The organism is Variovorax boronicumulans, assembly GCF_030812215.1.
GTDB lineage: Bacteria > Pseudomonadota > Gammaproteobacteria > Burkholderiales > Burkholderiaceae_C > Variovorax > Variovorax boronicumulans_C.
In genome coordinates, this window is record NZ_JAUSSG010000003.1 from 80425 (window position 1) to 105772 (window position 25348).

Here is a 25348-nt window from a genome sequence, read left to right on the forward strand (position 1 = left end):
CCGGTTCCGCCGGGGTGCCGCTTTCCGCCTTTGCGCTGATCCTGCTGGCCGGGGTCATTCACGCCAGCTGGAACATCGCCGCCAAGAAGGCGAACGGCGACGCGCGCTTCGCGTTCCAGAGCGGCGTCTTCATGGCCGTGGTGTGGGCGCCCGTGGGCATCGTGCTGGGTTGGAGCGTCGTGCCGACCTGGGGCACGAAGGAGTGGGGCTTCATCGTGCTGAGCGGCGTGCTGCATGTCTTCTATTACGTCATTCTTCTGCGCGGCTACCGCAAGTCGGACCTCACCGTGGTCTATCCGCTCGCACGCGGCTCGGGGCCGCTGCTGTCGTCGCTGGTGGCGATCCTGTTCCTTGGCGAGAAGATCAGCCTGGTTGGCGTGGCCGGCATCTTCGGCGTGGTGCTCGGCGTGTTCCTCGTGGCCGGCGGCCCGCGCCTCTTTCACAGGAAGCATGACCCGGTCCAGCGCGAGCGCGTGCAGAAGGGCATCCGCTACGGCGTGCTGACGGGCGCGTTCATCGCGGCCTACACGGTGGCCGACAGCTATGCGGTCAAGTTCCTCGCGATGTCGCCGATCCTGCTCGACTACATGAGCAACTTCGTGCGCCTCGCGCTGCTGCTCCCCGCCGCGCTGCAGGACCGCGCGACGACCGCGCGCATGTGGCGCGAGCAGTGGAAGTACGCGCTGCTGGTGGCGGCGATCAGCCCGGTTTCGTATGTGCTCGTGCTCTATGCGGTGCAGCAGGCGCCGATCTCGCACGTCGCGCCGGCACGCGAGGTGTCGATGCTGTTCGCTGCGCTGATCGGCGGGCATCTGCTGCGCGAAGGCGATCGGCTGTTGCGGCTGCTGGGCGCGCTCTTCATCGCCGCGGGCGTCGTGGCGCTCGCGCTGGGCTGAACGAAGGCGGGCCATGCTGTTCGGTTGCGATTTCTCGAGCGCACCGACAACCCGCAAGCCGATCGTGGTGGCCGTCGGCGAGATGGCCGGCACGGACGGCGTCAGGCTGGCCAGCCTTCAACGCTTCGCAACGCTCGAGGCCTGGGGCCGAGGGCTGCGCGAGACGCCCGCGTGGGTCGGCGGTTTCGACTTTCCATTCAGCCTGCCGCGCGAACTGGTCGAGCACCTGAAATGGCCGCTCGAATGGGCACCGCTGATGGCGCACTATGCGAGCCTCGGCCGCGCGGAGATCCGCGACACCTTCGCCGCCTTCTGCGCCGCGCGCCCTGCCGGTGGCAAGTTCGCGCACCGGGCCGCCGATGCACCCGCGGGGTCGAGCCCGTCTATGAAGTGGGTCAATCCGCCGGTCGCCTTCATGCTGCACGCCGGCGTGCCTCTGTTGCTGGCGGCCGGTGCCAGCCTGCCGGGCCTGCACGCAGGCATTCACGAGGACCGCATCGCGCTGGAGGCCTACCCGGGCCTGCTCGCGCGCGAACTGATCGGCCGCCGCAGCTACAAGAGCGACGACCTCGCGAAGCAGACGCCCGAACGCCTCGCGGCCCGCACCGATCTGCTCGCCGGGCTCGAGGCGGGCACGACGCGGCTCGGCCTGCGCCTTCAGCTCAATGCCGATCAGCGCGCCGAACTGCTGGCCGACGCGCGCGGCGACCACATCGACGCGGTGCTGTGCCTCCTGCAGGCCGCATGGGGCCTGCAGCGCGCCGCGAGCCCCGGACCGGGCTACGGATTGCCCGTGCAGTTCGATCCGCTTGAAGGATGGATCGTCACGGCTTGAGCCTTGTTGTCCTACACCGCTTCGGGGTGCCGGCGATACCCCGGGACGGCGGGTGGCGACTAGATTGAAATGAGTGGGCCATCTCGGTTCCACCCATCTCATCTACTCAGGAAGGAAGCGACATGAACAAGGATCAAGTGGCAGGCCGCGTCGAAGAAGCCAAGGGCAAGCTCAAGGAAGTGGCCGGCAAGGTTGTCGGCAACGAGAAGCTCGAAGGCGAAGGCATCGCCGACCAGGCCGCCGGCAAGGTTCAGAAGACCTACGGCGATGTGAAGGAAAAGGCCAAGGACGCCATCAAGTCGGGTGCCGACAAGCTTTGACCGGCCAGGGTTGCGCCATCGGGGCGCGACTCATTTCTGGAGGATTCCCATGAACAAACCCCAACAACCCATCGCCGTGACGTCTTCGCGCGCGTGGCTCGCCGTGCTCCTGGCCGGCGCCGCGCTGACGCTGGCGGCTTGCGACAAGTCCGACAACCGCACCGCTGGCGAAAAGCTCGACAGCGCGGTGGCCAAGACCGAGCAGGCGGCTGAAACTGCCGCCGCCAAGACCGGAGAAGCCGTGAAGGACGCCAAGGCGAAGGTCGATGCCTCCGGCACCACTTCCGAGGTCAGGGAAGGCATGGCCAACGTGAAGGAGGCCGCCAAGCACGCCGGCGCCGCCGTGAGCGCGACGGTGGACGATGCCGCCATCACAGCGTCGGTGTCCGCGGGCCTTGCGAAGGACCCGGACCTGAGCGCGATCAAGATCAACGTCGACACCAAGGGTGGCGCGGTGAGCTTGAAGGGCCCGGCACCGACGGCAGCCGCGAAGGCGCGTGCCGAGGAAATCGCCAAGGGCGTGCAGGGCGTGACTTCGGTGAGCAACGAGCTGGAAGTGAAGAGCTGATCGCGCTTCTCCGCTCCCAATGAAAAAGCCCGGTTCGACCGGGCTTTTTTCATGGGCGGGCCGCTCGGGCCCGGTCGAGTCGATCGGGCGGTAGGTCAGTGGCCGAGCCAATCCTTGAGCTCGTCGGCGTGCTCTTCCTCGTCGGAAAGAATGTCTTCGAGCATGCGGCGGGTGGTCGGGTCCTTGTCGCCGATCAGCACGATCATCTGCCGGTACGACTCCACCGCGATGCGTTCGGCCACGAGGTTGGCGCGCACCATGGCTTGGAGGTCGGTCGATTCGTCATAGCCGGCATGGCTGCGCTCCAGCAGGTGCGTCGGGGCGAAATCGGGTTCGCCGCCCAGTTGCACGATGCGCTCGGCAATGCGATCGGCGTGGGCCGATTCTTCGTTGGCGTGCACCAGGAATTCTTCGGCGATCTTGGGCGACTCGACACCGTTGGCGGTGAAGTAGTGCCGCTTGTAGCGCAGCACGCACACGAGTTCGGTGGCGAGCGCGTCGTTCAGGAGCTTGACGACGTCATCGCGCCATGGCCCGTAGCTGGGCGTCACGGCACCTTCGTCGAGGCTCTTGCCGGCAGCGTCGATGGCGTTCTGGTCGAGCACCAGGTGCTTGTAGGGCTGCGCAGCTTTGCCAGAGGAGGAAGCATCTGCATTCATGGAGAGTCCTTTCGTGGGGGGCTTGGGGTCTTCTGCATCAACGTGTTGACGACGTCAGCCACGTCGGATGTCTTCAGGACCGCTGCCAGCACGGCAGTGACCGACAGCAGTCGCCACGGCTTCACGAGCACAAGCAATGCACCGGTGGCCGCGGCGGCGGCCATGAGCTTGGCCGGCTCCTTGCGCGCGTAGTGCTCCAGCACCGGGCGAGCGAGTTGGCCCACCGCATGGGCCGGGTGGCGGCGCCACCAGCGCTGCACGACGCTGCGGGCCACGCCGCCCCAGATGTTGTTGCCGTTGCGGGAGGCGCGCCGTTCATGCGCCGGCTCGCCCGAGGTGTCGTGGTGCGCGTATTCGAGTTCGTCGTCGGCATCGCCATCGCCATCGAGCGCCGGACGATCGTGGCCGCGAGCCTCGCCGCCATGGAGTTGCCGCACCAGCGCGCGGCGCGAAATGGCCAGGCGCTGCTGCGGGGTCAACGAGGGACGTTCGGTATCACTGGTCATGGTCGGCTCCGGCTGCGCGCAAGGCCTGCAGGTCGGCATCCAGTTGCGAGCGAAGGTCGTCGAAACCGTAGCTCGGGCTGGGGCGCGTCGCATACCAGCCGCAGACGGCCGCGATCACCACGGCGACGGCCGGCACGGCCACCAGTACCCAGTGAAAGCTGCCGTGGAGCACGCCGAGCAGCACGGCCACACCGATCAGCCCGAGGGCCAGCATGACGCTGGCTGCTGCCAGCACGCCCGCGACGATGCGGGCGACGAGGCCACGCCCTGCTTCAGCAGATTCCTGGCGGACGAGGGCGGCGTAGTTGGCGAGGTGTTCAGCAACGAGTTCCGGATGCCCGAGCACCGTGGAGAAAATCGGATGAAGCATGGTGCCGGGGAGCGAGGGAACGAAGAAAAAAGCTCAAGCGATCAGTAGTCGTCCCGGCTGCGGCGGCTGGCCAGAACGATGAGGGCCGTGATGGCGGCACCGGCAGCGGCGGCGAGCAGCACCGAGCGAACGGGCTGGTCGGAAATGTAGCGGCCGGTGACGTCGGCAGCCTGCTCCAGGCGGCGCTGCGCACGTGCGCTGGTGGTCGATGCGGCGTCCAGGCCGCGCTGAACGGCTTGCTGCACGCGGGCTGCGAGTTGCTCGACGGCAGGCTCGGTATCGCGGCGCAATTCGCGGACCTTTTCGCCCGCCGCATTCACCGCGTTCTGCGCGTAGGCGCGGGTCGTCTCGACCGCGTCGTTGGCGGTCTGGCGCGCCTCGTCGGCAAGTTGCGAAGGGGTCTTGGTCGTCGTGTTCATGTGAGAGTCCTTTCCGGGAAGATGAAATGCGGGAGCCTGTTGATCGTAACTACGCTACTTGCGTCGTAGCAAGCCGGCCAGGAAGCTCGCGATGGCGAGCACAGCGAAGATCACGAAAAGAATCTTGGCGATCCCGACTGCGCTGGCTGCAATCCCACCGAAGCCGAACAGGGCGGCAATGAGTGCGATGACCAGAAACACCACGGCGTAATGCAACATGTGGAACTCCTTCGAGGCTTCCCTCGTTGTTTTTGAGAACGGCGCATCCGGTCTTCGTGAGAGGAATCGGATGGCACAGGAGCAACCTTAAGCGGGGCCCCCTTTGCACCCTGTCAGCGACCGGGGGCGGGGAGCGTAGGAGACGACCGAGTCAGCCCGCGCCGAGGCGTGAAGGAGTGCCGCTTTGGTTGGTGAACACCGTGGAACCGGCTTCGCCGGGCCACCGGTGTTGCCCCCGGTAAGGGGTTGGCGAAGCGACACGAAGTGCGCGCAGCCTGGGGGCGAGTCCCGTCATGCCGGCTTGACCACGGGCAGCATCGCGCTCAGGCGCGTGCCCCGGCCGGGCGTCGATGAAATCGTGAGCTTGCCGCGCGCCGCTTCCACCCGGTGGCGCATGCCCGCCAGGCCGTGCGTGGACGGGCGCATGCGCTGCGTGTCGAAGCCCTTGCCGTTGTCCGAGACCTCCACGATCACATGGTTCTCGTAGTTCTTCATCACGATCGTCGCTTCGCCGGCCTCGGCGTACTTGCCGATGTTGGTCAGGCTCTCCTGCACCATGCGGTAGATCGTGAGCTGACGCGATTCGTCCAGCGTCACCGGCTCCAGCGCCATCTCGACCTGGAGCCCCGAGCGCTCGGCAAACTCGCGCCCCAGGATCTCCAGCGACGCAACCAGCCCGAGGTTCGACAGCGACGAGGGCCGCAGGTCTTCGATGATCCGGCGCTTGAGCGCGATGCCGCTGTTGAGCAGCTCGGTCAGATGCTGCAGGCGCGTGGTGGCATCGGGCGACTCCGCCAGGCGCGACTTGAGCCGCGCGACGTCCAGCTTGGCGGCGGTGAGCAGCGAGCCGAGCTCGTCGTGCAGTTCGCGTGCGAGGTAGCCGCGCTCGGTTTCCCGGACGTCCTGCAGGTGGGTGGCCAGCTCGGCCAGCGAGGCGGTGCGCTCGCGCACCTCGTCCTCGAGCGCGTTGCGCTCGCGCTGCAGCGCTTCCTGCTGGCGCTCGCCGATGGAGCGCAGGGCGTGCGTCTGCCGAAGGTAGAGAAAGAAGGCGATCAGCGCCGCGAGCGCCACCACGGCCGTGCCGATGCGCGCGAGCTGCAGCGACCGCAGCACCTGCACCTGACCATCGTGCAGGGTCTTGTTGCTCACATTGACCAGCTGGAGGGCGGTGGCGCGGATGGCGTCCATCTCCTCCCGTCCCACGTCGGTCGTGATGACGAATTTCCAGGCGTCTTCCTTGCCGTCCTGGCGCAGCCGCACGCTCATGTCCATCTCTGCGATCTTGCGCAGGACGTGCTTCGAGAGCTCGGCGATCTGGGCCATCTCGGCCGGCCGCCCGGCGTACAGCTGCCGCAGGGTCGCGAGGTTGCCGTCGACCTCCTTGATCGCCGTGTCGTAGGGCTGCCGGTAGCTGGCCTCGCCCGTCAGCAGATAGCCCCGCTGGCCGGTTTCGGCGTCCAGCATGTTCTGCAGGATCTGGTTGACCACGCCGCGGCCCCTCTGCGCCTCGTCGATGTCCGCCAGGGCGCGGGTGGACTGGCGAAACCCGGCCTCGTTGATGCCGACGAGGGCCAGCGCGGCCAGTGCCGCGAGCAGCAGGCTCAAGGCCATTCTTGGAGGGGCTAGCCAGTGCATGAAACTTTCAAAGCTGCGTTCAACGCAAGTTCGTCAATAATTGACAACATTCAGGGACCGGCATGTTGCGGCCGAGATGCGCGCAACACAACGACGAAAGTAACAGATGATCAAAATTGGAATTGTGGACGACCACGCCATCGTGCGATCTGGGCTCCGGCAGTTCTTCTCCGAGCACGTGGACCTGCGCGTGGCGGGCGAGGCAGCCAGCGGGCGCGAAGCCATCGAGCTCGTACGCACCACCGAGCTCGACGTGCTGGTAATGGACCTTTCCATGCCCGGGCAGAGCGGCATCGACGCGCTCGCCATGATCCGCGCCAAGGCGCCGGATGTCGGCATCCTGATCCTGAGCGGCTACCCCGAAGAGCACTACGCGATGAACCTGATCCGCCAAGGCGCGAGCGGCTACCTGAACAAGGAATGCGATCCGATCGAGATCGTGAACGCCATTCGCACCATCTCGCTGGGCCGGCGCTACATCACGCCCGCCGTGGCCGAACTGCTCGCACGCCAGCTCGACCGCAAGGACGACGCCGCGCCGCACGAACAGCTCTCGGAGCGCGAGTTCCAGGTGTTCCTGAAGCTGGCCAAGGGCGAGACCGCTGGCGACATCGCCAAGACACTGTCGCTGTCGGTGAAGACGGTGAGCACCTACCGCACGCGCCTGATGGAGAAGATGAACCTCTCCTCCAACAGCGACCTCACGTATTACGCGCTGAAGAACAAGCTCATCGATTGAACTGCGAGCCCCCGGGCTAGGTTCCGGGCGAAGCGCGCAATGCCTTCGCCTGTTCGATGCAGAAATCGACCAGTGCGTCGATCTCGTTCGATTTGTCGAACACCGCGTCCACACCGAATTCGGCGCAGCGCCGCCGGATGTCGGGTGTCGCATAGTTGCTGAGCACGACCACCCTCTGGGTCGGCTTGCGTGACTGGCAGGCCTGAAGGACGCCCAGCCCGCTTCCCTGCTTGAGAAAGAGATCGACGATGGCAAGGTCCCACTCGTTGTCGGCGTGCAGCAGCCATGCGCGTGCATGGTCTTCGGTCTCGGCGAATCCGACGACCGTGGTGCAAGTGAGTTCTTCCAGAGTGCCAATGAGGTTTTCACGGATCGTGAGGTTGTCTTCGACGACGTATGTCTGCAATCTGGAGTCCATGCCGAACCGCGCTTCCTCTCACGTTGGCGGGTGCATCCCTAGCGTCCCGCTGACGGGAATGCCTCTGCACGGAGCTTGAGGCTTCGCCGAAGCGCATCATGCAGGGTTCATGGACCGGGCGCTGTAGGCGTGTTCCGACGAGGCAGTTCGCCGTGGGCTGCTCGTAGGCAATACCGCACGGTTGTTGCGGTTGGTTGCCGACCCGGCGGCAGACACAAGAAGGTTATTCAGACGATATGGCTACGAACATCCTTCGCACTCGCCCGCTGTGGCAAAAACTGCTGGCTTCGATCGTGCTGCTGTTCGTCGCCCTGCTGGTTGTCCTCATGTTCTTTCCGTGGGACGTGCTGCGAGAACCGGTCAATCGCTACGTGAGCGAGAAGACCGGGCGCAAGTTCGAGATCACGCGGCGGCTGGACGTCGATCTGGGTTGGCGCGCGGCGACGGTGAAATTCGACGGCATCGAATTCGCCAATCCCTCGTGGGCGCGCGACCCCTATCTCGTGAAGGCGGACCGCGCCGAGTTCGACATTCGCATCTGGCCGCTGGTCACCAGCAAGATCGTCATTCCGCGCCTCGCGCTTTTCTCGCCCACGCTCGGGCTGCAGATGGAGCAGGACGGGCGCCGCACCTGGGCGTTCGGCAAGGACACCTCCGACGGCGGCACGGTGCCGAGCATCGGCCTCATGCAGATCGACAGCGGGGCCATCGATTTCCTCGCCAAGCACCTGGGCGTCGACCTGCACGCCGACGTGAAATACGACACGAGCCTGGGAGCGATGCCTCTCAGCTACCGCATCAAGGGCCGCTACAAGGGACAGCCGCTGACGGCCGACGGGCGCACGGGCAACGTGCTGCAGATCAATGCGGCCGGCGCGCCGCCATTCCCGCTGGAGATCAACGCGGCGGCCGGCCAGACCAAGCTCAAGGCCTCCGGCACCGTGGCAGAACTGGCGGGGCTCGACGGCATCGACGCCAAGTTCCAGCTCAAGGGCCAGACGCTGGGCGCACTGTTCCCCCTGCTGGGCATCGCGCTGCCGCAGACCTCGCCCTATGCCCTGAGCGGTGACCTGACCAAGCGCGGCACCCTCTGGCAGGTAGCCGGGCTCAAGGGCAGGCTGGGCCTGTCCGACATCGCCGGCGACATGCGCTTCGACCAGGCCACCCAGGTGCCGTACCTGGCCGGCGACCTGCGCTCCAAGGTGATGGACATGGACGACCTCGGCCCGCTCATCGGCTTGCCGCCCACGGCGCGATCGGCCAGCGCGGTCGAAGGCGTGGCGCCGCCACCGAGCATCACCCAGGTCAAACGCCCGGCCGGCGCCAAGGTGCTGCCGACGGCGCCACTGGACTTCGAGCGTCTGCGCGCCATGAACGCCGACGTCAAGTACACGGCTGACCGCATCAAGAACGTGCGCGAGATTCCCCTCGACCGCGGCAGCGTGCAGGTAAAGCTGAAAGACGGTGTGCTGACGCTCGATCCGCTCGACCTGGGCGTGGGCGGCGGCAAGCTGGCCGGCGCGATCCGCATCGATGCGGCGAAGAATCCGGCGGACATCCGCGCCTCGCTCGAGCTGCGCGGCATGCAGCTCGCGCGCCTGTTCCCCAAGCTGGAAACCACGGGCAACAGCGTCGGCCGGCTCGACGGACGACTCAACCTCTCTGGCTCGGGCAACTCGGTGGCCTCTTGGCTGGGCGGGTCGTCAGGCGACGTGGCGGTGTTGGCGGGTCGGGGTCAGTTCGGCAACCTGCTGCCCGTGTTCGCGACGCTGGTGGGTGGGGACATCATCAAGTTCCTGCTGCGCGGCGACCGCAATGTCGAACTGCGCTGCGCGGCCGTGGCGTTCGACGTCAACAAGGGCCTGATGACCGGGCGCACGCTCGTGGTGGACACGACCAATGCGCTCTTCACCGCCACCGGTCAGGCCAGCCTGGCCAATGAAACGCTGGACTTCGTCGTGCGGCCGGAGCCCAAGTCGAAGAACATCCTGTCGCTGCGCACGCCGCTGGTGGTGGGCGGCACTTTCGGCGCGCCCTCGGGTGGGGTCGAAATCGGGCCGCTGGCCGGACGCGGTCTGGCGGCGCTTGCGCTGGGCGCCGTTAATCCGCTGCTGGCGCTGGCCGCGACCATCGAGACCGGGCCGGGAGAGGATGCCAATTGCAAGGACGTGGTGGCGGAGGCCAACAAGCCCACCGCTGGCGCCGCGGCCAATGGCGCGGCCAGGGCCAAGGGCGCGAAGCAGCCCTGAGCAACTCTAAGGGTTGGAAGAAGGTCGCTGCCCGCAGACGCTGCAGTGCGGATCGCGCGCCACGCGCAGGGTGTCGAAGCTCGTGCTACGCCCGTCGAACATCAAGAGCTTGCCCGCGAGCGAAGGGCCGATGCCGGCGAGCAGTTTCAGCGCCTCGCTGGCCTGCAGCGTGCCGATGGTGCCGACCACGGGGCCGAACACACCCAGCACCGCACAGCGCGTTTCCTCGAAGGCCGCATCGGGCGGGAACAGGCAGGCGTAGCAAGGGGAGGCCGCGTCGCGGGTGTCGTACACGCTCAGCTGGCCGTCGAAGCGGATGGCAGCGCCTGCCACCAATGGCTTGCAGTGCGCCACGCAGGCGCGGTTCACGGCCTGGCGGGTCGCGAAGTTGTCGCAGCAGTCGACCACCACGTCCGCAGCCGCGACGAGGCGCGAAAGCAGGGCCTCGTCGGCGCGCAGGGCATGCGTCTCGATGGCGATGTCGGGGTTGATGTCGCGCATCGCCTGCGCGGCGGATTCGACCTTGGGGTGGCCCACGCGGGCGTTGGTATGGGCGACCTGGCGCTGGAGGTTGGTGAGGTCGACTTCGTCGTCGTCCACCAGCGCGATGTGGCCGACGCCGGCGGCTGCCAGGTAAAGGGCGACGGGAGAACCCAATCCGCCCGCGCCGATGACCAAGGCGCGGCCGGCACTGACGCGCGCCTGGCCGTCGATGCCGAACTCTTCAAGCAGGATGTGCCGCGAGTAGCGCAGCAGGTCGTGATCGTCCATGCGCGCCCCGTTCCTTCGCGAATGAAGAAGCCGCTACCGGCGCGAGCCGCACGTTGCGTGCGGCCCGGTCACCGGCTTCAGTTTTCCTTCTTCTCGTCCTTGTTCTCGACAATGACCTGCGTCTTGCTCACGAGCACAGGCTGGCCCTTGAGGCGGTTGAGCGCCTGCACGAGCGGGAAGTCCTTGTCGGTGCCGAACTCGGGCGCCTTGCGATCCTGCGGCGGCTTCTTGGCTTCTTCCTCGAGGCGCTTGCGGGCTTCGTCGCGGGCCTTCTCGCGTTCCGGGTCCTTGGTTTCCGGACCTTGGCCGCTGGCCAGATGCTTCTCGAGGTCGGCCTCGCGCATGCGCAGGGCGGCGAACGGGCTGCCCTCGGCGCTTTCATCGACCAGCACATTGGGCACGATGCCCTTGGCCTGGATCGAGGTGCCGCTCGGCGTGTAGTAGCGCGCCGTGGTGATCTTGAGGCCGGTGTCCGGGCCGAGCGGGCGCACGGTCTGCACCGAGCCCTTGCCGAAGGTCTGGCTGCCCATGACGATCGCGCGCTTGTGGTCCTGCAGCGCGCCGGCCACGATTTCGCTGGCGGAGGCCGAGCCTTCGTTGACCAGCACCACCAGTGGCACGCTTTTGAGCGCGGCCGGCAGGTTGCGCAGCGGGTCGCTGCCGGAGCGGCGCTGGTAGAACTCGGGCGCCGCCTTGTAGACCGACTTGCTTTCGGCCAGCTGGCCGTCGGTGGTCACTACCGTCACGTTCTCGGGCAGGAAGGCCGACGACACCGCCACCGCCGCGTCGAGCAGGCCGCCCGGGTCGTTGCGAAGGTCGAGCACCAGGCCCTTGAGGTTCGGGTCTTCCTTGTAGAGGTCTTCGACCTTCTTCACGAAGTCGTCGACCGTGCGTTCCTGGAACTGGGACAAGCGGATCCAGCCGTAGCCCGGCTCCATGATCTTGCCGCGCACCGACTGGGTACGGATTTCCTCGCGCGTGATCGTGACCGGGAAGGTGCGGCTCTCGTCCTTGCGGAAGATGGTCAGCAGCACCTTGGTGTTGGCCTCGCCGCGCATGCGCTTGACGGCTTCGTTGAGAGAGAGGCCGCGCACGGCGGTGTCGTCGATCTTGGTGATGAGGTCATTGGGCTTGAGGCCCGCACGGAAGGCTGGCGAGCCTTCGATGGGCGACACCACCTTGATGAGCCCGTCTTCCTGGGAAATCTCGATGCCGACACCGACGAAGCGGCCGGTCGTGCCTTCCCTGAATTCCTTGAAGGACTTCTTGTCGAAGTACTGGGAGTGCGGGTCCAGCCCGGCGACCATGCCGGAAATGGCGTCGGAGATGAGCTTCTTTTCGTCGACCGGCTCGACATAGTCACTCTTGACCATGCCGAACACGGCAGCGAGCTGCTGCAATTCCTCGAGCGGGAGCGGCGCAAGCGATCCGCGTGCGACCGTCTGCAGGGAGACGGTGGTCAGGACGCCAGCTACGGCGCCGGCGGCGACCCAGCCGGTGATCTTCAGTTTCTGGCCCATCATGAGTGGTTGTCCTTGTCGGCGGCTGTCGAACCAATATACACAGCTTGGAAGCAATTTGTTTGCCGGGGTTCCACGGGGGACCGGCACGCGGGGTTTTCTTTTTTCAGCCCTTGCCTTGCGAAGCCACCGCGGCGGCGGCCTTCTCGGCAGCGGCGGCATCGCCGAGGTAGTAGTGGCGCAGGGGCTTCAGATCGTCGTCGAGCTCGTAGACCAGCGGAATGCCGTTCGGGATGTTCAGTCCGACGATGGCGTCGTCCGAGATGCCGTCCAGGTACTTCACCAGCGCCCGGATCGAGTTGCCGTGGGCCGCCACGACCAGGCGGCGCCCGGTGCGGATGGCCGGCGCCATCGATTCGTTCCAGAACGGCAGCACGCGCGCCACCGTGTCCTTGAGGCACTCGGTCGGCGGGATCTGCTCGGGCGAAAGCTTGGCGTAGCGCACGTCGCTGCGTTCGCTGCGCGGGTCGTCCGCTTCCAGCGGCGGCGGCGGGGTGCTGTAGCTGCGGCGCCAGACCAGCACCTGCTCGTCGCCGTACTTCTTGGCGGTTTCGGCCTTGTTCAGACCCTGCAGGCCGCCGTAGTGGCGCTCGTTCAGGCGCCAGGAATGCACCACGGGCAGCCAGGTGCGGTCGAGTTCGTCCAGCGTGTGCCAGAGGGTGCGGGTGGCGCGCTTGAGCACGCTGGTGTAGGCCACGTCGAAGTCGTAGCCCTCGGCCTTGAGCAGCCGGCCGGCCTGCTTGGCCTGCTCCACGCCGGTTTCGGTCAGATCGACGTCGGTCCAACCGGTGAAGCGGTTTTCGAGATTCCAGGTCGATTCGCCGTGGCGGATCAGTACCAGTTTGTGCATGTCGGAGGCCTTTGGATGCGCTTGGGAAAACCAGCATTCTAAAATCCCGGGTTTGCCATCCAAGGAACCCCCGTGAAATTGATCGAATTCGTCACCGCGAACTGGATGCTGATCCTGATCGCACTCAGCTCGGGCGGCATGCTGGCCTGGCCGCTGATCCGGGGTTCTGGCGGCGGGACGCTCACGGCCCAGGGCGCCGTGCAGCTCATCAACCGCGAGCGCGCCGTGCTGGTCGACGTGCGCGAGCCCGAAGAATTCGCCACCGGCCACATGATCGGCGCCAAGAACGTGCCCCTGAACCAGCTCGACGAAAAGCTGGCCAGCACGGTCAAGAACAAGAACGTGCCGCTTTTGCTGGTGTGCGCCACCGGCGCCCGCGCTCAGCGCGCCGTGGCCATGGCCAAGAAACTCGGCTACGAGCAGGCCCAAGCGGTCGCCGGCGGGCTCAAGGCGTGGAAAGAAGCTAATCTGCCTGTTGAAAAGGCCTGAAACTTCCCCGAGATACAGCGTATGCAAGCCGTCAAGATGTACACCACCGCCGTTTGCCCCTACTGCATACGCGCCAAGCAGATCCTCAAGTCCAAGGGCGTCGAGCAGATCGAAGAGATCCGCATCGACACCGACCCACAGGCCCGCAACACCATGATGGAGATCACCCAGCGCCGCACGGTGCCGCAGATCTTCATTGGCGACACCCACGTGGGCGGCTGCGACGACCTGATGGCCCTGGACAGCCGCGGCGGCCTGGTTCCGCTGCTCCAGGCAGCCTGAAACAGGGCTTAGCCGGAACCGTCTTGTGGGCGGGCGATAATCGCCTGCTCATCCATCTGCAGCCCGCTGCGGGAACCTCTCCCCGGCGGGCATTGTTTTGATCCTCGAAAGTTCAGCCATGGCCGACCAGCAAGCCCAAGATCCCATCTTCCAGATCCAGCGCGTCTACCTCAAGGACCTGTCGCTCGAACAACCCAATTCGCCCGCGATCCTGCTGGAGCAGGAGCAGCCCACCGTCGACATCCAGCTCGGCGTGGACGCCCAGCCCGTGGCCGAAGGCATCTTCGAGATCACCGTCTCGGCCACCGTGCAGACCAAGATCCAGGACAAGACCGTGTTCCTGGTCGAAGCCAAGCAAGCCGGCATCTTCGAGATCCGCAACCTGCCCGAAGACCAGATGGGCGCCATCCTGGGCATCGCCTGCCCGCAGATCGTCTACCCGTACCTGCGCGGCAACGTGGCCGACGTGATCCAGCGCGGCGGCTTCCCGCCCGTGCACCTGGCCGAAATCAACTTCCAGGCGATGTACGAGCAGCAGCAGGCACAGGCCGCCGGCCAGCCCGCGCCGACCCTCGCGCAGTAAGCCTGCACAACTGCCGCCAACGCCGATGAAGATCTGCGTTCATGGCGCCGGTGCCTGGGGCACGGCAGTGGCCGTCAATGCCGCTGCCCGCCATGAGGTCACGCTCTGGGCGCGCGATGCCGCCCAGGCCGATGCCATCTCCAAGGCCCGCGAAAACACCCGCTACCTGCCGGGGCTGGCGCTGCCGGCCTCGCTGGCCGTGCGGGCGGGCGATATCGGCCAGGCGCACGCCGGCGCCGATCTCGTCATCGTCGCCACCCCGATGGCCGCCCTGCGCGAACAGCTCATCGCGCTGCGCGGCTGCACCGCGCCGGTCGCATGGCTGTGCAAGGGCGTCGAGCCTGCGCGCGATGCATCCCCCACATCCTTTGGCCTGCTCGCCCACGAAATATGGGCGCAGGTTGCTCCCGATTTGATAGCTGGTGTGCTCAGCGGCCCGAGCTTCGCGCAGGAAGTCGCCGAAGGCCGCCCGACCGCGCTGGTCGCCGCGAGCCCGCATGCGGTGGTGCGCGACACGCTGGTCGATGCTTTCCACGGACCGGCCCTGCGCGTCTACGCCAACGAGGACATCGTCGGCGTCGAGGTCGGCGGCGCGGTCAAGAACGTGCTCGCCATCGCCACGGGCCTGTGCGATGGCCTCGCGCTCGGGCTCAACGCCCGCGCGGCGCTCATCACCCGGGGCCTGGCCGAAATGACGCGCTTCGGCCTCGCGCTCGGCGCCCGCGCCGAAACCTTCATGGGCCTCTCGGGCTTGGGCGATCTCGTGCTGACCTCCACCGGCGATCTGTCGCGCAACCGCAAGGTCGGTTTGCTGCTGGCCCAGGGCCGCACGCTGGCGCAGGCCGTCGATTCGCTCGGCCACGTCGCCGAAGGCGTGTACTGCGCGCGTACCGTGGTGCAGCGCGCCCGCGGCCTGGGGCTCGAAATGCCGATCGCCGAGGGCGTGGTCGCGTTGCTCGACGGCCGTGTGAGCCCCAAGGATGCCGTCGCCGCCCTGACCGGCCGCGACCCGGTGCCGGAATCGCTTCCGTCCGGCGCCGCGGCCTCCTCTCGCCAATCCTCTTAAAAAACGCAGAGACAAAGAGCCATGAGCCTTCGCTTTGATTTTTCAGCGTCGGCCGTGGCCGCGCTGGCCCTCGCCGACGCCACCCGGGCGCTGCAGGAAGACGTCGCCGATGGCGACCTGACCGCCTCGCTGGTCGATCCAGCCCGCAAGGCCCGCGCCCGCGTGCTGGCACGCGAATCCGCCGTGGTCTGCGGCGCGCCGTGGGTTGAAGCCACGCTGCGGCAACTCGACCCCGAGGTGCGCATCACCTGGCTCTGCGCCGAAGGCGAGCGCTGTGCGGCCGACCAGACCGTGCTGGAGATCGAAGGCGCCGCCCGCGCGCTGCTGACGGCCGAGCGTACGTCGCTCAATTTCCTGCAATTGCTGAGCGCGGTCGCCACCAAGACCGCCCTGTACGCCGATGCCGTCAAGGGCACGCGCGCCCGCATCGTCGACACCCGCAAGACGCTGCCGGGCCTGCGCCTCGCGCAGAAGTACGCGGTGCGCACCGGTGGCGGGCTGAACCACCGCATCGGCCTCTACGACGCGGTGCTCATCAAGGAAAACCACATCGCCGCAGCCGGCGGTGTCGCCGCCGCTCTGCGCGCGGTAGCACCGGTGGCTTCGCAGGCTGCCTTCGTCGAAGTCGAGGTCGAAACGCTGGCCCAGTTGCGCGAGGCGCTCGGCGCCGGCGCGCGCATGGTGCTGCTCGACAACATGGACCTGCCCACGCTGCGCGAGGCGGTCCGCATCAACGACGAGGCCGGCGAAGACCGCAAGGCCGTGCTGGAGATTTCGGGTGGCGTCACGCTCGAGGGCCTCCGCGCCCTGGCCGAGACCGGTGTCGACCGCATCTCGGTTGGCGCGTTGACCAAAGATGTCAAAGCCATCGACTACTCGATGCGTTTCCAGGAAAGCTGATCCGCCCATGTCGTCCCCGGTCATCGATGTCGACTACGAGCAACCCACGGCAAAGGCAGGCGCCGTCTGCGACACGCGCCACGCCTGGGCGCGCGTGCCCGCCGAGCCCTCGCCGGACCAGCGCGTCGCGCTGAAGGAACGCATCCGCCGCCTGCTGCGCGAGCGCAACGCGGTGATGGTGTCGCACTTCTACGTGCATCCCGACCTGCAGGACCTGGCCGAAGAAACCGGCGGTATCGTGAGCGATTCGCTCGAGATGGCGCGCTTCGGCCGCGACCACGCCGCCACCACGCTGGTGGTGTCGGGCGTGCGCTTCATGGGCGAGACCTCCAAGATCCTCTCGCCCGAGAAGCGCGTGCTGATGCCCGACCTCGACGCGAACTGCTCGCTCGACCTGGGCTGCCCGGTCGATGAATTCAGCGCGTTCTGCGACGAGCATCCCGACCGCACCGTGGTCGTCTACGCCAACACCAGCGCGGCCGTGAAGGCGCGCGCCGACTGGCTCGTCACCTCGAGCTGCGCGCTGGACGTGGTGAGCGCGCTGCACGCGCAGGGCCGCAAGATCCTCTGGGGCCCCGACCGCCACCTGGGCGACTACATCCAGCGCCAGACCGGCGCGGACATGGTGAGCTGGAACGGTGCCTGCATCGTGCACGACGAGTTCAAGGCACTGGAGCTCGAACTGCTCATCAAGGAACACCCGTCGGCGAAGGTGCTGGTGCATCCGGAGTCGCCGGCCGACGTGATCGCGCTGGCCCATGCGGTCGGCTCGACCTCGGCGATCCTGAATGCCGCGCAGCGCATGGACGCCAAGGAATTCATCGTCGCCACCGACACCGGCATGCTGCACAAGCTGCGCACGCTGAACCCCGGCAAGACCTTCATCGAGGCGCCCACGGCCGGCAACGGCGGCACCTGCAAGAGCTGCGCGCACTGCCCGTGGATGGCGATGAACGGGCTGGCGGAGCTGGCGAACGCGCTCGAAACGGGCGCGGGAGAAATCCACGTCGATCCCACGCTGGGCCTGCGCGCCCGCCTGCCGATCGACCGGATGCTGGCGTTCACCGCCGGCCTCAAGAACGGTCAGGCGCCCGGCAGCCTCGTTGCCGGCATCGGCGCGGCCTGACTAGAACTCCAGGGTGCAGCTGTCGCCCAACGCTTCGCGCCACACACGCACCCGTGCGAGCGAAGAAGAGCGGAACTCCGGCAGCGCGTCCGCAATGAAGAGGCAGAGGTTTTCGAGCGTCGGCGGATGCAGCCCCGCCACGTCGTCCAGCAGGTGATGGTCCAGCAGTTCGCGCACGTCTTCCAGCCGCCGGCGCAGCAGTCCCAGGTCGATGACCATGCCCGTGACGGGATCGCGCTGGCCTTCGAGCCAGACTTCGGCGTGGTACGTGTGGCCGTGGATACGGCGGCTGCCTTCCACTTCGATCTCGCGCTTGAGCGTGTGGGCGGCGTCGAAGAAAAAGCGTTGGCTGATGGTGAAGCGCATGACGGGTCGAATTGACGTGACTTTTAGGGAAACACCGTGGAACCGGCTTTGCCGGGCCACCGGTGTTGCCCCCGGTAGGGGGTGGGAGGAGCGACACGAAGTGCGCGAAGCCCTGGGGGCGAGCTATCTGATACCGGTGATCTTGTGGGTCTGCACGCTCAGGCGCCAGGCCGGCTGGCGCATGCATTCGGCGATGCAGAGTTCGGTGTTGGCCACGCGGTCGGGGCCGTCCATGGGTTGCAGGAAACGGTGCGTGAATTCGCCGGTGCGCGCCATCGTGTCGAGGTCGAACGCGGTCTGCGGCCACACCAGCTTCAGTTCCTGACCGCGCTGCTGCACCCACGGCGCACCGGCCTTCGGGCTGATGCAGAGCCAGTCGATGCCTTCGGGCGCCGCGACGGTGCCGTTGCTTTCGACCGCAATGCGAAAGCGCCGCGCATGCAGCGCATCGACCAGCGCCGCATCCACCTGCAGCAGCGGCTCGCCGCCGGTCAGCACCACCAAACGGTGCTCGGCGTCGTTGGCCGGCCACTGCGTGGCGATGGTGTCGGCGAGCTGGTCGGCGCTCTTGAACTTGCCGCCGAGCGTGCCATCGGTGCCGACGAAATCGGTGTCGCAGAAACGGCAGACGGCCGTGTCGCGATCTTCCTCGCGGCCCGTCCAGAGATTGCAGCCTGCGAAGCGGCAGAACACGGCCGGCATGCCGGCCTGGCCGCCTTCGCCTTGCAGTGTGTAGAAGATTTCCTTGACGCTGTAAGTCATGGGGTGAGGGCGTCGATTTCCAGGTTGTCGATCAGGCGCGTACTGCCCAGCCGTGCGGCAGCGAGCGCCACCAGCGGCTCGCCAGCCGACGGGGCCTGCAGGTCGGCGCGGCGTCGCAGCACAAGATAGTCCGGTTGCCAGCCGCGTTCCGTCAGCGTCTGCATTGCCCGCGCTTCGATCGCGGCCAAATCGCGCTCGCCCGACTGCACCGCGACGGCCATCGCCTTCAGCGCCTTCGACAGCTGCACCGCCTCCGCGCGCTCGGTCTCGCTCAGGTAGCCGTTGCGCGACGAGAGCGCGAGCCCGTCGTCGGCGCGGAAGGTCTCGCTGCCCACGATCTCGATCGGCAGCGCGAACTGCCGCACCATGTGGCGGATCATCATCAGCTGCTGGTAGTCCTTCTTGCCGAACACCGCCACGCGCGGCTGCACGCAGGTGAAGAGCTTCATCACCACCGTGCACACGCCGACGAAAAAGCCGGGGCGAAAGTGCCCTTCGAGGATGTCGGCCAGCGCCGGGTCGGGATGCACCTTGCAGGTCTGTGGCTCGGGGTAGAGCGCTTTTTCGTCGGGCGCGAACAGCACGTCGCAGCCGGCGTCGCGCAGCCTCGCGCAATCGTTCTCCCAGGTGCGCGGATAGGTGTCGAAGTCCTCGTGCGGCAGGAACTGCAGGCGGTTGACGAAGATGCTCGCCACCGTCACGTCACCGAGCGGCTTGGCCTGCGTGATGAGCGCGATGTGGCCGTCGTGCAGGTTGCCCATCGTCGGGACGAACGCGGGGCGCTTGAAGGCCGAGAGGTGGTCGCGCAGCTCGGCGATGGTGTGTGCGATGTACATGGGTTCGGTCCCTTACCAGGCGTGGAGTTGATCGTCGGGAAAGCTGCCGTCCTTGACGGCCTGAACGTAGGCCTTGAGCGCGGGCAGCACGCCCGGCGCGTCGGCCATGAAGTTGCGCACGAACTTCGGCATCTTCCCGAGGTTGATGCCCAGCATGTCGTGCAACACCAGCACCTGGCCGGCGGTGGCCTTGCCCGCGCCGATGCCGATGGTGGCGCAGTGCTTCAGTTCGGCGGTGAGATCGGCGGCGAGCGCGGCCGGCACCATTTCGAGCACCAGCATCGTGGCGCCCGCATCCTGCAGCGCATGCGCGTGCTGCTTGAGGAGCGCGCCCGCGTCGCCCTTGCCCTGCAGGCGGTAGCCGCCGAGCGCGTGCACGGTCTGCGGCGTGAGGCCCAGGTGCGCGCACACCGGAATGCCGCGCTCGACCAGGAAGCGCACCGTCTCGGTCGTCCAGCCGCCGCCTTCGAGCTTGACCATGTGCGCGCCGGCCTGCATCAGCACGGTGGCGCTGCGCAGGGCCTGCTCCCGCGATTCCTGGTAGCTGCCGAAGGGCAGGTCGGCGATCAGCCAGGCCGTGCCCTGCACGCGGCGCAGGCCCCGCGAGACGCTGTCGGTGTGATAGCGCATGGTCTCCAGGCTCACGCCCACGGTGCTGTTCAGACCCTGGCAGACCATGCCGAGCGAATCACCGACCAGGAGGCAATCGACGCCCGCCGCATCGGCCATGGCCGCGAAGGTGGCGTCGTAGGCGGTGAGCATCGAGATCTTCTCGCCGCGCGCGTGCATGTCGGCCAGGCGCGGCAGGCTCACGGGCTTGCGGGAAGCCGGCGTCGAGGCCGGAGGCAGCGTCCCGTAGGGGGACGCCGGCGTGGTTTCTTGCGATGGGGTGTGGGTGGTGTTCGACATGGTTGGGTTTCTCCCTGCGGGCGTCGGTGGCCGGGCATCCTTGAGTGAAGAAAAACGCGAAACGGGTGGGTCGTCAGTCCGCCCGCGGCACCAGTACGGTGGGGCCAGTCGGTTCGGCAAGCGAAGGATAGTCGCGGCTGAAATGCAGCCCGCGGCTTTCGTGGCGGGCCTGGGCCGATCGCACGATCAGCTCGGCCACCTGGACCAGGTTGCGCAACTCCAGCAGGTCGCGCGAGACGTGGAAGTTCGCATAGAACTCCTGGATCTCGGCCTGCAGCAGCGCGATGCGGTGGCTCGCGCGCTCCAGGCGCTTGTTGGTGCGCACGATGCCCACGTAGTCCCACATGAAGCGGCGCAGCTCGTCCCAGTTGTGCGAGATGACGACGGCCTCGTCGGCATCGGTGACGCGGCTTTCGTCCCACGCGGGGAGGGCGATGCCGTCATGCACCGGCGCGCCGGCAATGGCGCCCGCTGCGGCGCGCGCGAACACCATGCACTCGACCAGCGAATTGCTGGCGAGCCGGTTGGCGCCGTGCAGGCCCGTGCAGGCGGTCTCTCCGATGGCGTAGAGGCCCGGCACGTCGGTGCGGCCGGCAAGGTCGCTGAGCACGCCGCCGCAGGTGTAGTGCGCGGCCGGCACCACGGGAATCGGCTCGCGCGTGATATCGATGCCCAGCTCGGCGCAGCGCGCGAGGATGTTGGGGAAATGCTCTTTCAGGAAGGCGGCGGGCTGGTGCGAGATGTCCAGGTACACGCAGTCGAGGCCGTGCTTCTTCATCTCGAAGTCGATGGCGCGGGCCACCACGTCGCGCGGCGCGAGTTCGGCGCGCTCGTCGTGCCTGGGCATGAAGCGCGTGCCGTCGGGCAACTTCAGCAGGCCGCCTTCGCCGCGCACCGCCTCGCTGATCAGGAACGACTTGGCATGCGGGTGGTACAGGCAGGTCGGGTGAAACTGGATGAACTCCATGTTCGACACCCGGCAGCCCGCGCGCCACGCGGCGGCAATGCCGTCGCCCGTGGCCGTGTCGGGATTCGTCGTGTACAGGTAGACCTTGCCCGCGCCACCTGTCGCCAGGATGGTGTGCGGCGCGCGGAAGGCGAGCACCTCGTCGGTGGCGTCGTCCAGCGCGTAGAGGCCCACGCAGGACGGGTCTTTCAGCCCGAGCTTGGTGCCGGTGACCAGGTCGACCAGCGTGTGGTGCTCGAAGAGCGTGATGTTCGGCGTGCGGCGCACCCGCTCGATCAGCACCTGCTGCACGGCCGCGCCGGTGGCGTCGGTCACGTGGACGATGCGGCGCTGGCTGTGACCGCCTTCGCGCGTCAGGTGCAAGTCGCCGCCTTCTTCCGAGAACGGCACGCCCAGCTCGCGCAGCCAGCCGATGGCCTCGGGCGCGTGCTCGACGACGAAGCGCGTCGCCTCGGGGTCGCACAGGCCCGCGCCGGCAACGAGCGTGTCTTCCACGTGCGCATCGAAGCTGTCGCCCGCGGCCAGCACCGCCGCGATGCCGCCCTGCGCCCAGGCGCTGGAGCCGTCGTTCAGCGCGCGCTTGGTGAGCACGGCCACGCGGTGCGTGGGCGCCAGGTGCAGCGCGGCGGAGAGGCCGGCGAGGCCGCTGCCGACGATGAGGACGTCGAAATCGAGCACGGCGAAATCTTCGGTGGTGGGGTCAGGCTGGCGAATAGGCCAGGCGCACGTAGATCGGCGCGAAGGCTTCGGCCTGCGTGATGTCGATCAGCGTTTCCTTCGCGAGCTCGAGCATCGCGATGAAGGTGACGATCAGCACGGGCGCGCCGCGCGACACGTCGAAGAGTTTCTCGAACTCCACGAAGCGCTGGCCCTGCAGGTGGCGCAGCACGATGCTCATGTGCTCGCGCACGTTGAGCTCCTCGCGCGAGATCTTGTGGTGCTGCACGAGCTTGGCGCGCTTCATGATGTCGGCCCACGCATCGCGCAGGTCGATCACGTTCACGTCGGGGAAACGGGGCTTGAGCGACTGCTCGATGTAGACCTGCCCCTTCCAGAAGTCGCGCCCGTAGGTCGGCATGGCGCTGATGGCGGCGGCCTGCAGCTTGGTCTGCTCGTATTCGAGCAGGCGGCGAACGAGCTCGGCGCGCGGGTCTTCGGCCTCTTCGCCGTCGGCCACCTTCTTGGGCGGCAGCAGCATGCGCGACTTGATCTCGATCAGCATCGCGGCCATCAGCAGGTACTCGGCCGCGAGTTCGAGGTTCGTCTGGCGAATCTCGTCGACGTAGCTGAGGTACTGCCGCGTGAGGCCCGCCATCGGGATGTCGAGGATGTTGAAGTTCTGCTTCCTGATGAGGTAGAGCAGCAGGTCCAGCGGACCTTCGAAGGCTTCGAGAAAGACCTGCAGCGCCTCGGGCGGGATGTACAGGTCCTTGGGCATCGCGAACAACGGCTCGCCATAGAGCCTGGCGAGCGCGACCTGGTCGACCACCTCGGGCATCGCCATCACCGGCGTGTCGTTGTCCTCGTCTCTGCTCATTGGGCGAGCGCTATCAATTCAATAGCTGTCGGCGCAATGCAGACGAGGGCTGGATGCCAAACTGGCACCATTTACTTGGATTGGGTCTGGTAGACGTACGGCTGCATCGGCACGCGGGCTTCGCTGTACTCCTCGAGCAGGCTGCGGTCGAGGTGCTTGTCCCAGAGGAGGGCGCGGCCGGCGCGCTGTTCGGCTTCCAGCGTCGGCTTCTTTTCTTTCATCTCCTCGATGAAATTGGTGATCTCGGAAGAGTAGTGGGGGCGGCGGAAGATGGACATAGACTGGACCTTTGTAGCCTGAATTTTACCGGGGACGGCATGGAACATCGGCAACAGTGGCAGATCGGCATGGCAACGGCGTTGCTGGCGGTGGTGATTGGCCTGGCGGGCTGCGACAACCAGCGCATCGCCGAACTCGAAGAAGGCGTCGCCACCGAGGCCGACGTCCGCACCAAATTCGGCCAGCCCGAGAACATCTGGGACGCCCCCGATGGCGGCCGCGTCTTCGAATACAACCGCCAGCCCCAGGGCCAGAAGAACTACATGATCACCATCGGCCGTGACGGCAAGATGAGCGCGCTGCGCCAAGTGCTCACGCCCGAGAACTTCGCCAAGGTGCAGCCCGGGATGATGATGGAAGACCTGCGCAAGCTGCTCGGCAAGCCCGCCAAGGTCACGCCCTATGCGCTCAAGCGCGAGACCGAATGGGAGTGGCGCTGGGTGCAGCCGCCGAACTCGCCGATGGTGTTCACCGCGACGCTCAACGACGACCAGCGCGTGGTGCGCAGCGGCTCGTCGCCCGACCGCGCGACCGAAGCCAACTAGCCTTCAGCCGTGTGCGGCCTTCCGGCCGCCAGCTCTTCCGCAAAGCCCGAGCGCTCGATCACCTCGCGCGGCTGCGGCTGCAGCGATTCGATCCGCAGCACCCCATCGCGCGCCAGCACCGCGCGGTGCAACTGCCGCAGCGCATCGATGCCGGTGGCGTCGAGGTAGATCAGGTGCGTGGCGTCGAGCACCACCGTCATGCCGCGCGGCGAGCGCTCGGCCGCATTCACCGCCTCGTCGAGCTTGGCCGCGGCACCGAAGAACAGCGCGCCGTAGATGCGGTAAGTGAGCACCGGCGGCTGCAGTGTCTCGAGTTCGACGCTGAAGAGCCCGCTCATGCGCCGGATGAAAAGCGCGCACGCGAGCACGATGCCCACCTGCACCGCCACCGTCAGGTCGAACACGACGGTGAGAAAGAACGTGCCGAGCATCAACAGCCGGTAATGCCGGCTGAAGTGCCGCAACTGGCCCGGCGTGAATTCGCGCCACTCGCCCATGTTCAGGCCCACGAACACCAGGATGCCCGCCAGCACCGCAAGCGGCACATGGCGCGCGAGCGGCGCGGCCAGCAGCACCACGACCATCAGCGTTACCGCATGCACGATGCCCGCAATGGGCGAACTGCCGCCCGAGCGGATGTTCGTCACCGTGCGTGCGATGGTGCCGGTGGCCGGCATGCCGCCGAAGAAGGGCGTGACGATGTTCGCGATGCCCTGCGCCATCAGTTCCTGGTTCGGGTCGTGGCGGGGCTGACCGCTCAGCTGGTCGGCCACGCGCGCGCACAGCAGCGATTCGATGGCGCCCAGCAGGGCGATGGTGAGCGTCGGCGTCACCAGTTGCTTGACCGTCTCCCACGAGAAGTCGGGCAGCGCGAAATCGGGCACGCCCTCGGGAATGCCGCCGAAGCGCGTGCCGATGGTTTCCACCGGCAGCGCAAAGCCCCACGACAGCAGCGTGAGCGTGACGAGCGCAACGATCGGCCCTGGCACGCGCATGCCCATCTGCGCCGCACGTGTCTGCAAAAGCGGGATATCCATGCGAGGCAGCCGCCGCCACAGCACCAGCCCGGCCAGGCAGGCCACGCCGAGCGCGAAGGCATAGGGGTTGAAGGTCCCGATCTGCAGCGCCATCGCATGCAGCTGCGAGAACGCGTCGGCGGGCATCTTCCCGACCGAGAGCCCGAGCAGGTCCTTCAACTGCGACAGCAGGATCAGCACCGCGATGCCGTTGGTGAAGCCCACCACGATCGACAGCGGCACGAAGCGCACCAGCCGCCCGAGGCCGAAGAGCCCCGCCGCGAACAGCAGCACGCCGGCGCAGGCGGTGGCGATCAGCAGGTTCGCTACGCCGTAGCGCTCGACGATGCCGTAGACGATCACGATGAACGCGCCAGCCGGCCCGCCGATCTGCACCGCCGAGCCGCCCAGCAGCGAGATCAGAAAGCCCGCGATGATCGCCGTCCAGATGCCGGCCTCGGGCTTGAGCCCCGAGGCAATGGCGAAGGCCATGGCCAGCGGCAGCGCCACGATGCCGACCGTCGCGCCCGCGCCCAGGTCCCTGAAGAAACGCTCCCGGTCGTAGTCCGCCAACGCGTCCAGCAGGCGGGGGCGAAAGCGGGTGAGGTTCAGCGGCGATTGCATGGATGGCCGATTGTGGCCTGCAGGCCCTGCGAGCAGCGCCATCGAGGGGGCCATCCGCCTCGATGCGTACTTTCGATCAACTTATCC

Annotated in this window: 31 protein-coding genes; 13 read left to right on the forward strand and 18 right to left on the reverse strand. The window is 67.1% G+C overall.

The annotated features are described in order from the left end of the window. Positions 1-14 precede the first annotated feature (14 nt). The 4 genes from J2W23_RS09660 to J2W23_RS09675 all read left to right on the forward strand — a co-directional run bounded on the left by J2W23_RS09660 (position 15) and on the right by J2W23_RS09675 (position 2619). Positions 15-896: a DMT family transporter gene (locus tag J2W23_RS09660; protein ID WP_176659412.1), complete on the forward strand. Its 882-nt coding sequence runs from the start codon at positions 15-17 to the stop codon at positions 894-896. Between the two features lie 13 nt (positions 897-909). Continuing rightward, entirely contained in the window at positions 910-1731 is an 822-nt protein-coding gene (locus J2W23_RS09665) for a DUF429 domain-containing protein (RefSeq protein ID WP_307648552.1), read from the forward strand. Positions 1732-1853: 122 nt separating this feature from the next. Continuing rightward, a complete protein-coding gene (locus J2W23_RS09670) occupies positions 1854-2051 on the forward strand; it encodes a CsbD family protein (protein WP_093198234.1) in 198 nt (65 codons plus the stop codon). Between the two features lie 49 nt (positions 2052-2100). Further along, the gene (locus tag J2W23_RS09675; protein WP_307648553.1) at positions 2101-2619 is read left to right on the forward strand and encodes a BON domain-containing protein; all 519 of its coding nucleotides are present in this window, start codon (positions 2101-2103) and stop codon (positions 2617-2619) included. 95 nt (positions 2620-2714) lie between these two features. Here J2W23_RS09675 and J2W23_RS09680 read toward each other — a convergent pair whose 3' ends face one another. From J2W23_RS09680 to J2W23_RS09705, 6 genes are all read right to left on the reverse strand, one after another. Further along, positions 2715-3278 carry a ferritin-like domain-containing protein gene (locus J2W23_RS09680; RefSeq protein WP_176659415.1) on the reverse strand — a complete coding sequence of 188 codons (564 nt, stop codon included), beginning with the start codon at positions 3276-3278 and terminating at the stop codon, positions 2715-2717. Then, positions 3275-3784 carry a hypothetical protein gene (locus tag J2W23_RS09685; protein ID WP_307648554.1) on the reverse strand — a complete coding sequence of 170 codons (510 nt, stop codon included), beginning with the start codon at positions 3782-3784 and terminating at the stop codon, positions 3275-3277. The genes J2W23_RS09680 and J2W23_RS09685 overlap by 4 nt, the downstream gene beginning before the upstream one ends. Further along, positions 3774-4154, reverse strand: coding sequence for a phage holin family protein (locus tag J2W23_RS09690; RefSeq protein WP_176659417.1), 381 nt, complete (start codon positions 4152-4154; stop codon positions 3774-3776). The genes J2W23_RS09685 and J2W23_RS09690 overlap by 11 nt, the downstream gene beginning before the upstream one ends. Positions 4155-4195: 41 nt before the next feature. After that, on the reverse strand, positions 4196-4573 hold the full coding sequence (locus tag J2W23_RS09695) for a hypothetical protein (RefSeq protein ID WP_176659418.1): 378 nt from the start codon (positions 4571-4573) through the stop codon (positions 4196-4198). A gap of 54 nt (positions 4574-4627) precedes the next feature. Beyond that, positions 4628-4792: a DUF1328 domain-containing protein gene (locus J2W23_RS09700; RefSeq protein WP_013543146.1), complete on the reverse strand. Its 165-nt coding sequence runs from the start codon at positions 4790-4792 to the stop codon at positions 4628-4630. Between the two features lie 291 nt (positions 4793-5083). Further along, positions 5084-6403, reverse strand: coding sequence for a CHASE3 domain-containing protein (locus tag J2W23_RS09705; RefSeq protein ID WP_307648555.1), 1320 nt, complete (start codon positions 6401-6403; stop codon positions 5084-5086). Between the two features lie 130 nt (positions 6404-6533). Between J2W23_RS09705 and J2W23_RS09710 the strand changes: the two genes are divergently transcribed. Beyond that, a complete protein-coding gene (locus tag J2W23_RS09710; RefSeq protein ID WP_007837167.1) occupies positions 6534-7166 on the forward strand; it encodes a response regulator in 633 nt (210 codons plus the stop codon). Between the two features lie 16 nt (positions 7167-7182). Here the strand turns inward: J2W23_RS09710 and J2W23_RS09715 are convergent, their stop codons facing one another. Beyond that, the gene (locus tag J2W23_RS09715; RefSeq protein WP_176659420.1) at positions 7183-7584 is read right to left on the reverse strand and encodes a response regulator; all 402 of its coding nucleotides are present in this window, start codon (positions 7582-7584) and stop codon (positions 7183-7185) included. A 236-nt stretch (positions 7585-7820) separates the two neighbouring features. On the opposite strand from J2W23_RS09715, the gene J2W23_RS09720 reads away from it, so the two are divergent. After that, a complete protein-coding gene (locus J2W23_RS09720; RefSeq protein WP_307648556.1) occupies positions 7821-9833 on the forward strand; it encodes an AsmA family protein in 2013 nt (670 codons plus the stop codon). A gap of 6 nt (positions 9834-9839) precedes the next feature. On the opposite strand, the gene J2W23_RS09725 is transcribed toward J2W23_RS09720, so the two are convergent. The 3 genes from J2W23_RS09725 to gpmA form a co-directional block, all read right to left on the reverse strand. Beyond that, entirely contained in the window at positions 9840-10604 is a 765-nt protein-coding gene (locus J2W23_RS09725; RefSeq protein WP_176659422.1) for a HesA/MoeB/ThiF family protein, read from the reverse strand. A 77-nt stretch (positions 10605-10681) separates the two neighbouring features. After that, complete coding sequence (locus J2W23_RS09730) at positions 10682-12124, reverse strand: S41 family peptidase (RefSeq protein ID WP_176659847.1); 1443 nt, start codon at positions 12122-12124, stop codon at positions 10682-10684. 106 nt (positions 12125-12230) lie between these two features. Next, entirely contained in the window at positions 12231-12974 is a 744-nt protein-coding gene (gene gpmA, locus J2W23_RS09735) for a 2,3-diphosphoglycerate-dependent phosphoglycerate mutase (protein WP_307648557.1), read from the reverse strand. A gap of 105 nt (positions 12975-13079) precedes the next feature. On the opposite strand from gpmA, the gene J2W23_RS09740 reads away from it, so the two are divergent. From J2W23_RS09740 to nadA, 6 genes are all read left to right on the forward strand, one after another. Continuing rightward, the gene (locus tag J2W23_RS09740) at positions 13080-13463 is read left to right on the forward strand and encodes a rhodanese-like domain-containing protein (protein ID WP_218104659.1); all 384 of its coding nucleotides are present in this window, start codon (positions 13080-13082) and stop codon (positions 13461-13463) included. A gap of 21 nt (positions 13464-13484) precedes the next feature. After that, positions 13485-13745 carry a glutaredoxin 3 gene (grxC, locus tag J2W23_RS09745; RefSeq protein ID WP_176659423.1) on the forward strand — a complete coding sequence of 87 codons (261 nt, stop codon included), beginning with the start codon at positions 13485-13487 and terminating at the stop codon, positions 13743-13745. Positions 13746-13863: 118 nt separating this feature from the next. Further along, positions 13864-14328 carry a protein-export chaperone SecB gene (secB, locus tag J2W23_RS09750; protein WP_013543137.1) on the forward strand — a complete coding sequence of 155 codons (465 nt, stop codon included), beginning with the start codon at positions 13864-13866 and terminating at the stop codon, positions 14326-14328. 25 nt (positions 14329-14353) lie between these two features. Further along, entirely contained in the window at positions 14354-15394 is a 1041-nt protein-coding gene (locus tag J2W23_RS09755) for an NAD(P)H-dependent glycerol-3-phosphate dehydrogenase (RefSeq protein ID WP_307648558.1), read from the forward strand. 21 nt (positions 15395-15415) lie between these two features. Continuing rightward, positions 15416-16294 (forward strand): carboxylating nicotinate-nucleotide diphosphorylase, encoded by an 879-nt coding sequence (gene nadC, locus J2W23_RS09760; RefSeq protein ID WP_307648560.1) that lies wholly within the window; start codon positions 15416-15418, stop codon positions 16292-16294. Between the two features lie 7 nt (positions 16295-16301). Further along, positions 16302-17420: a quinolinate synthase NadA gene (nadA, locus tag J2W23_RS09765; RefSeq protein ID WP_307648561.1), complete on the forward strand. Its 1119-nt coding sequence runs from the start codon at positions 16302-16304 to the stop codon at positions 17418-17420. On the opposite strand, the gene J2W23_RS09770 is transcribed toward nadA, so the two are convergent. From J2W23_RS09770 to J2W23_RS09800, 7 genes are all read right to left on the reverse strand, one after another. After that, entirely contained in the window at positions 17421-17786 is a 366-nt protein-coding gene (locus J2W23_RS09770; RefSeq protein ID WP_307648562.1) for a 6-carboxytetrahydropterin synthase, read from the reverse strand. Positions 17787-17909: 123 nt separating this feature from the next. Beyond that, the gene (queE, locus tag J2W23_RS09775; RefSeq protein WP_176659428.1) at positions 17910-18548 is read right to left on the reverse strand and encodes a 7-carboxy-7-deazaguanine synthase; all 639 of its coding nucleotides are present in this window, start codon (positions 18546-18548) and stop codon (positions 17910-17912) included. Continuing rightward, positions 18545-19384 carry a pantoate--beta-alanine ligase gene (panC, locus tag J2W23_RS09780; protein ID WP_307648563.1) on the reverse strand — a complete coding sequence of 280 codons (840 nt, stop codon included), beginning with the start codon at positions 19382-19384 and terminating at the stop codon, positions 18545-18547. Before panC ends, queE begins: the two co-directional genes overlap by 4 nt. A 12-nt stretch (positions 19385-19396) precedes the next feature. Next, entirely contained in the window at positions 19397-20293 is an 897-nt protein-coding gene (gene panB / locus J2W23_RS09785; protein WP_307648564.1) for a 3-methyl-2-oxobutanoate hydroxymethyltransferase, read from the reverse strand. Positions 20294-20366: 73 nt separating this feature from the next. Next, positions 20367-21938: an L-aspartate oxidase gene (gene nadB, locus J2W23_RS09790; RefSeq protein WP_307648565.1), complete on the reverse strand. Its 1572-nt coding sequence runs from the start codon at positions 21936-21938 to the stop codon at positions 20367-20369. Between the two features lie 22 nt (positions 21939-21960). Further along, entirely contained in the window at positions 21961-22797 is an 837-nt protein-coding gene (locus J2W23_RS09795) for a segregation and condensation protein A (RefSeq protein ID WP_042580524.1), read from the reverse strand. A 71-nt stretch (positions 22798-22868) separates the two neighbouring features. Then, positions 22869-23075 (reverse strand): DUF3460 family protein, encoded by a 207-nt coding sequence (locus tag J2W23_RS09800; protein ID WP_013543127.1) that lies wholly within the window; start codon positions 23073-23075, stop codon positions 22869-22871. 69 nt (positions 23076-23144) lie between these two features. Between J2W23_RS09800 and J2W23_RS09805 the strand changes: the two genes are divergently transcribed. After that, complete coding sequence (locus tag J2W23_RS09805) at positions 23145-23621, forward strand: outer membrane protein assembly factor BamE (protein WP_176659849.1); 477 nt, start codon at positions 23145-23147, stop codon at positions 23619-23621. Here J2W23_RS09805 and J2W23_RS09810 read toward each other — a convergent pair. Next, positions 23618-25261: a SulP family inorganic anion transporter gene (locus J2W23_RS09810; RefSeq protein ID WP_307648566.1), complete on the reverse strand. Its 1644-nt coding sequence runs from the start codon at positions 25259-25261 to the stop codon at positions 23618-23620. The genes J2W23_RS09805 and J2W23_RS09810 overlap by 4 nt on opposite strands. Positions 25262-25348: the final 87 nt, after the last annotated feature.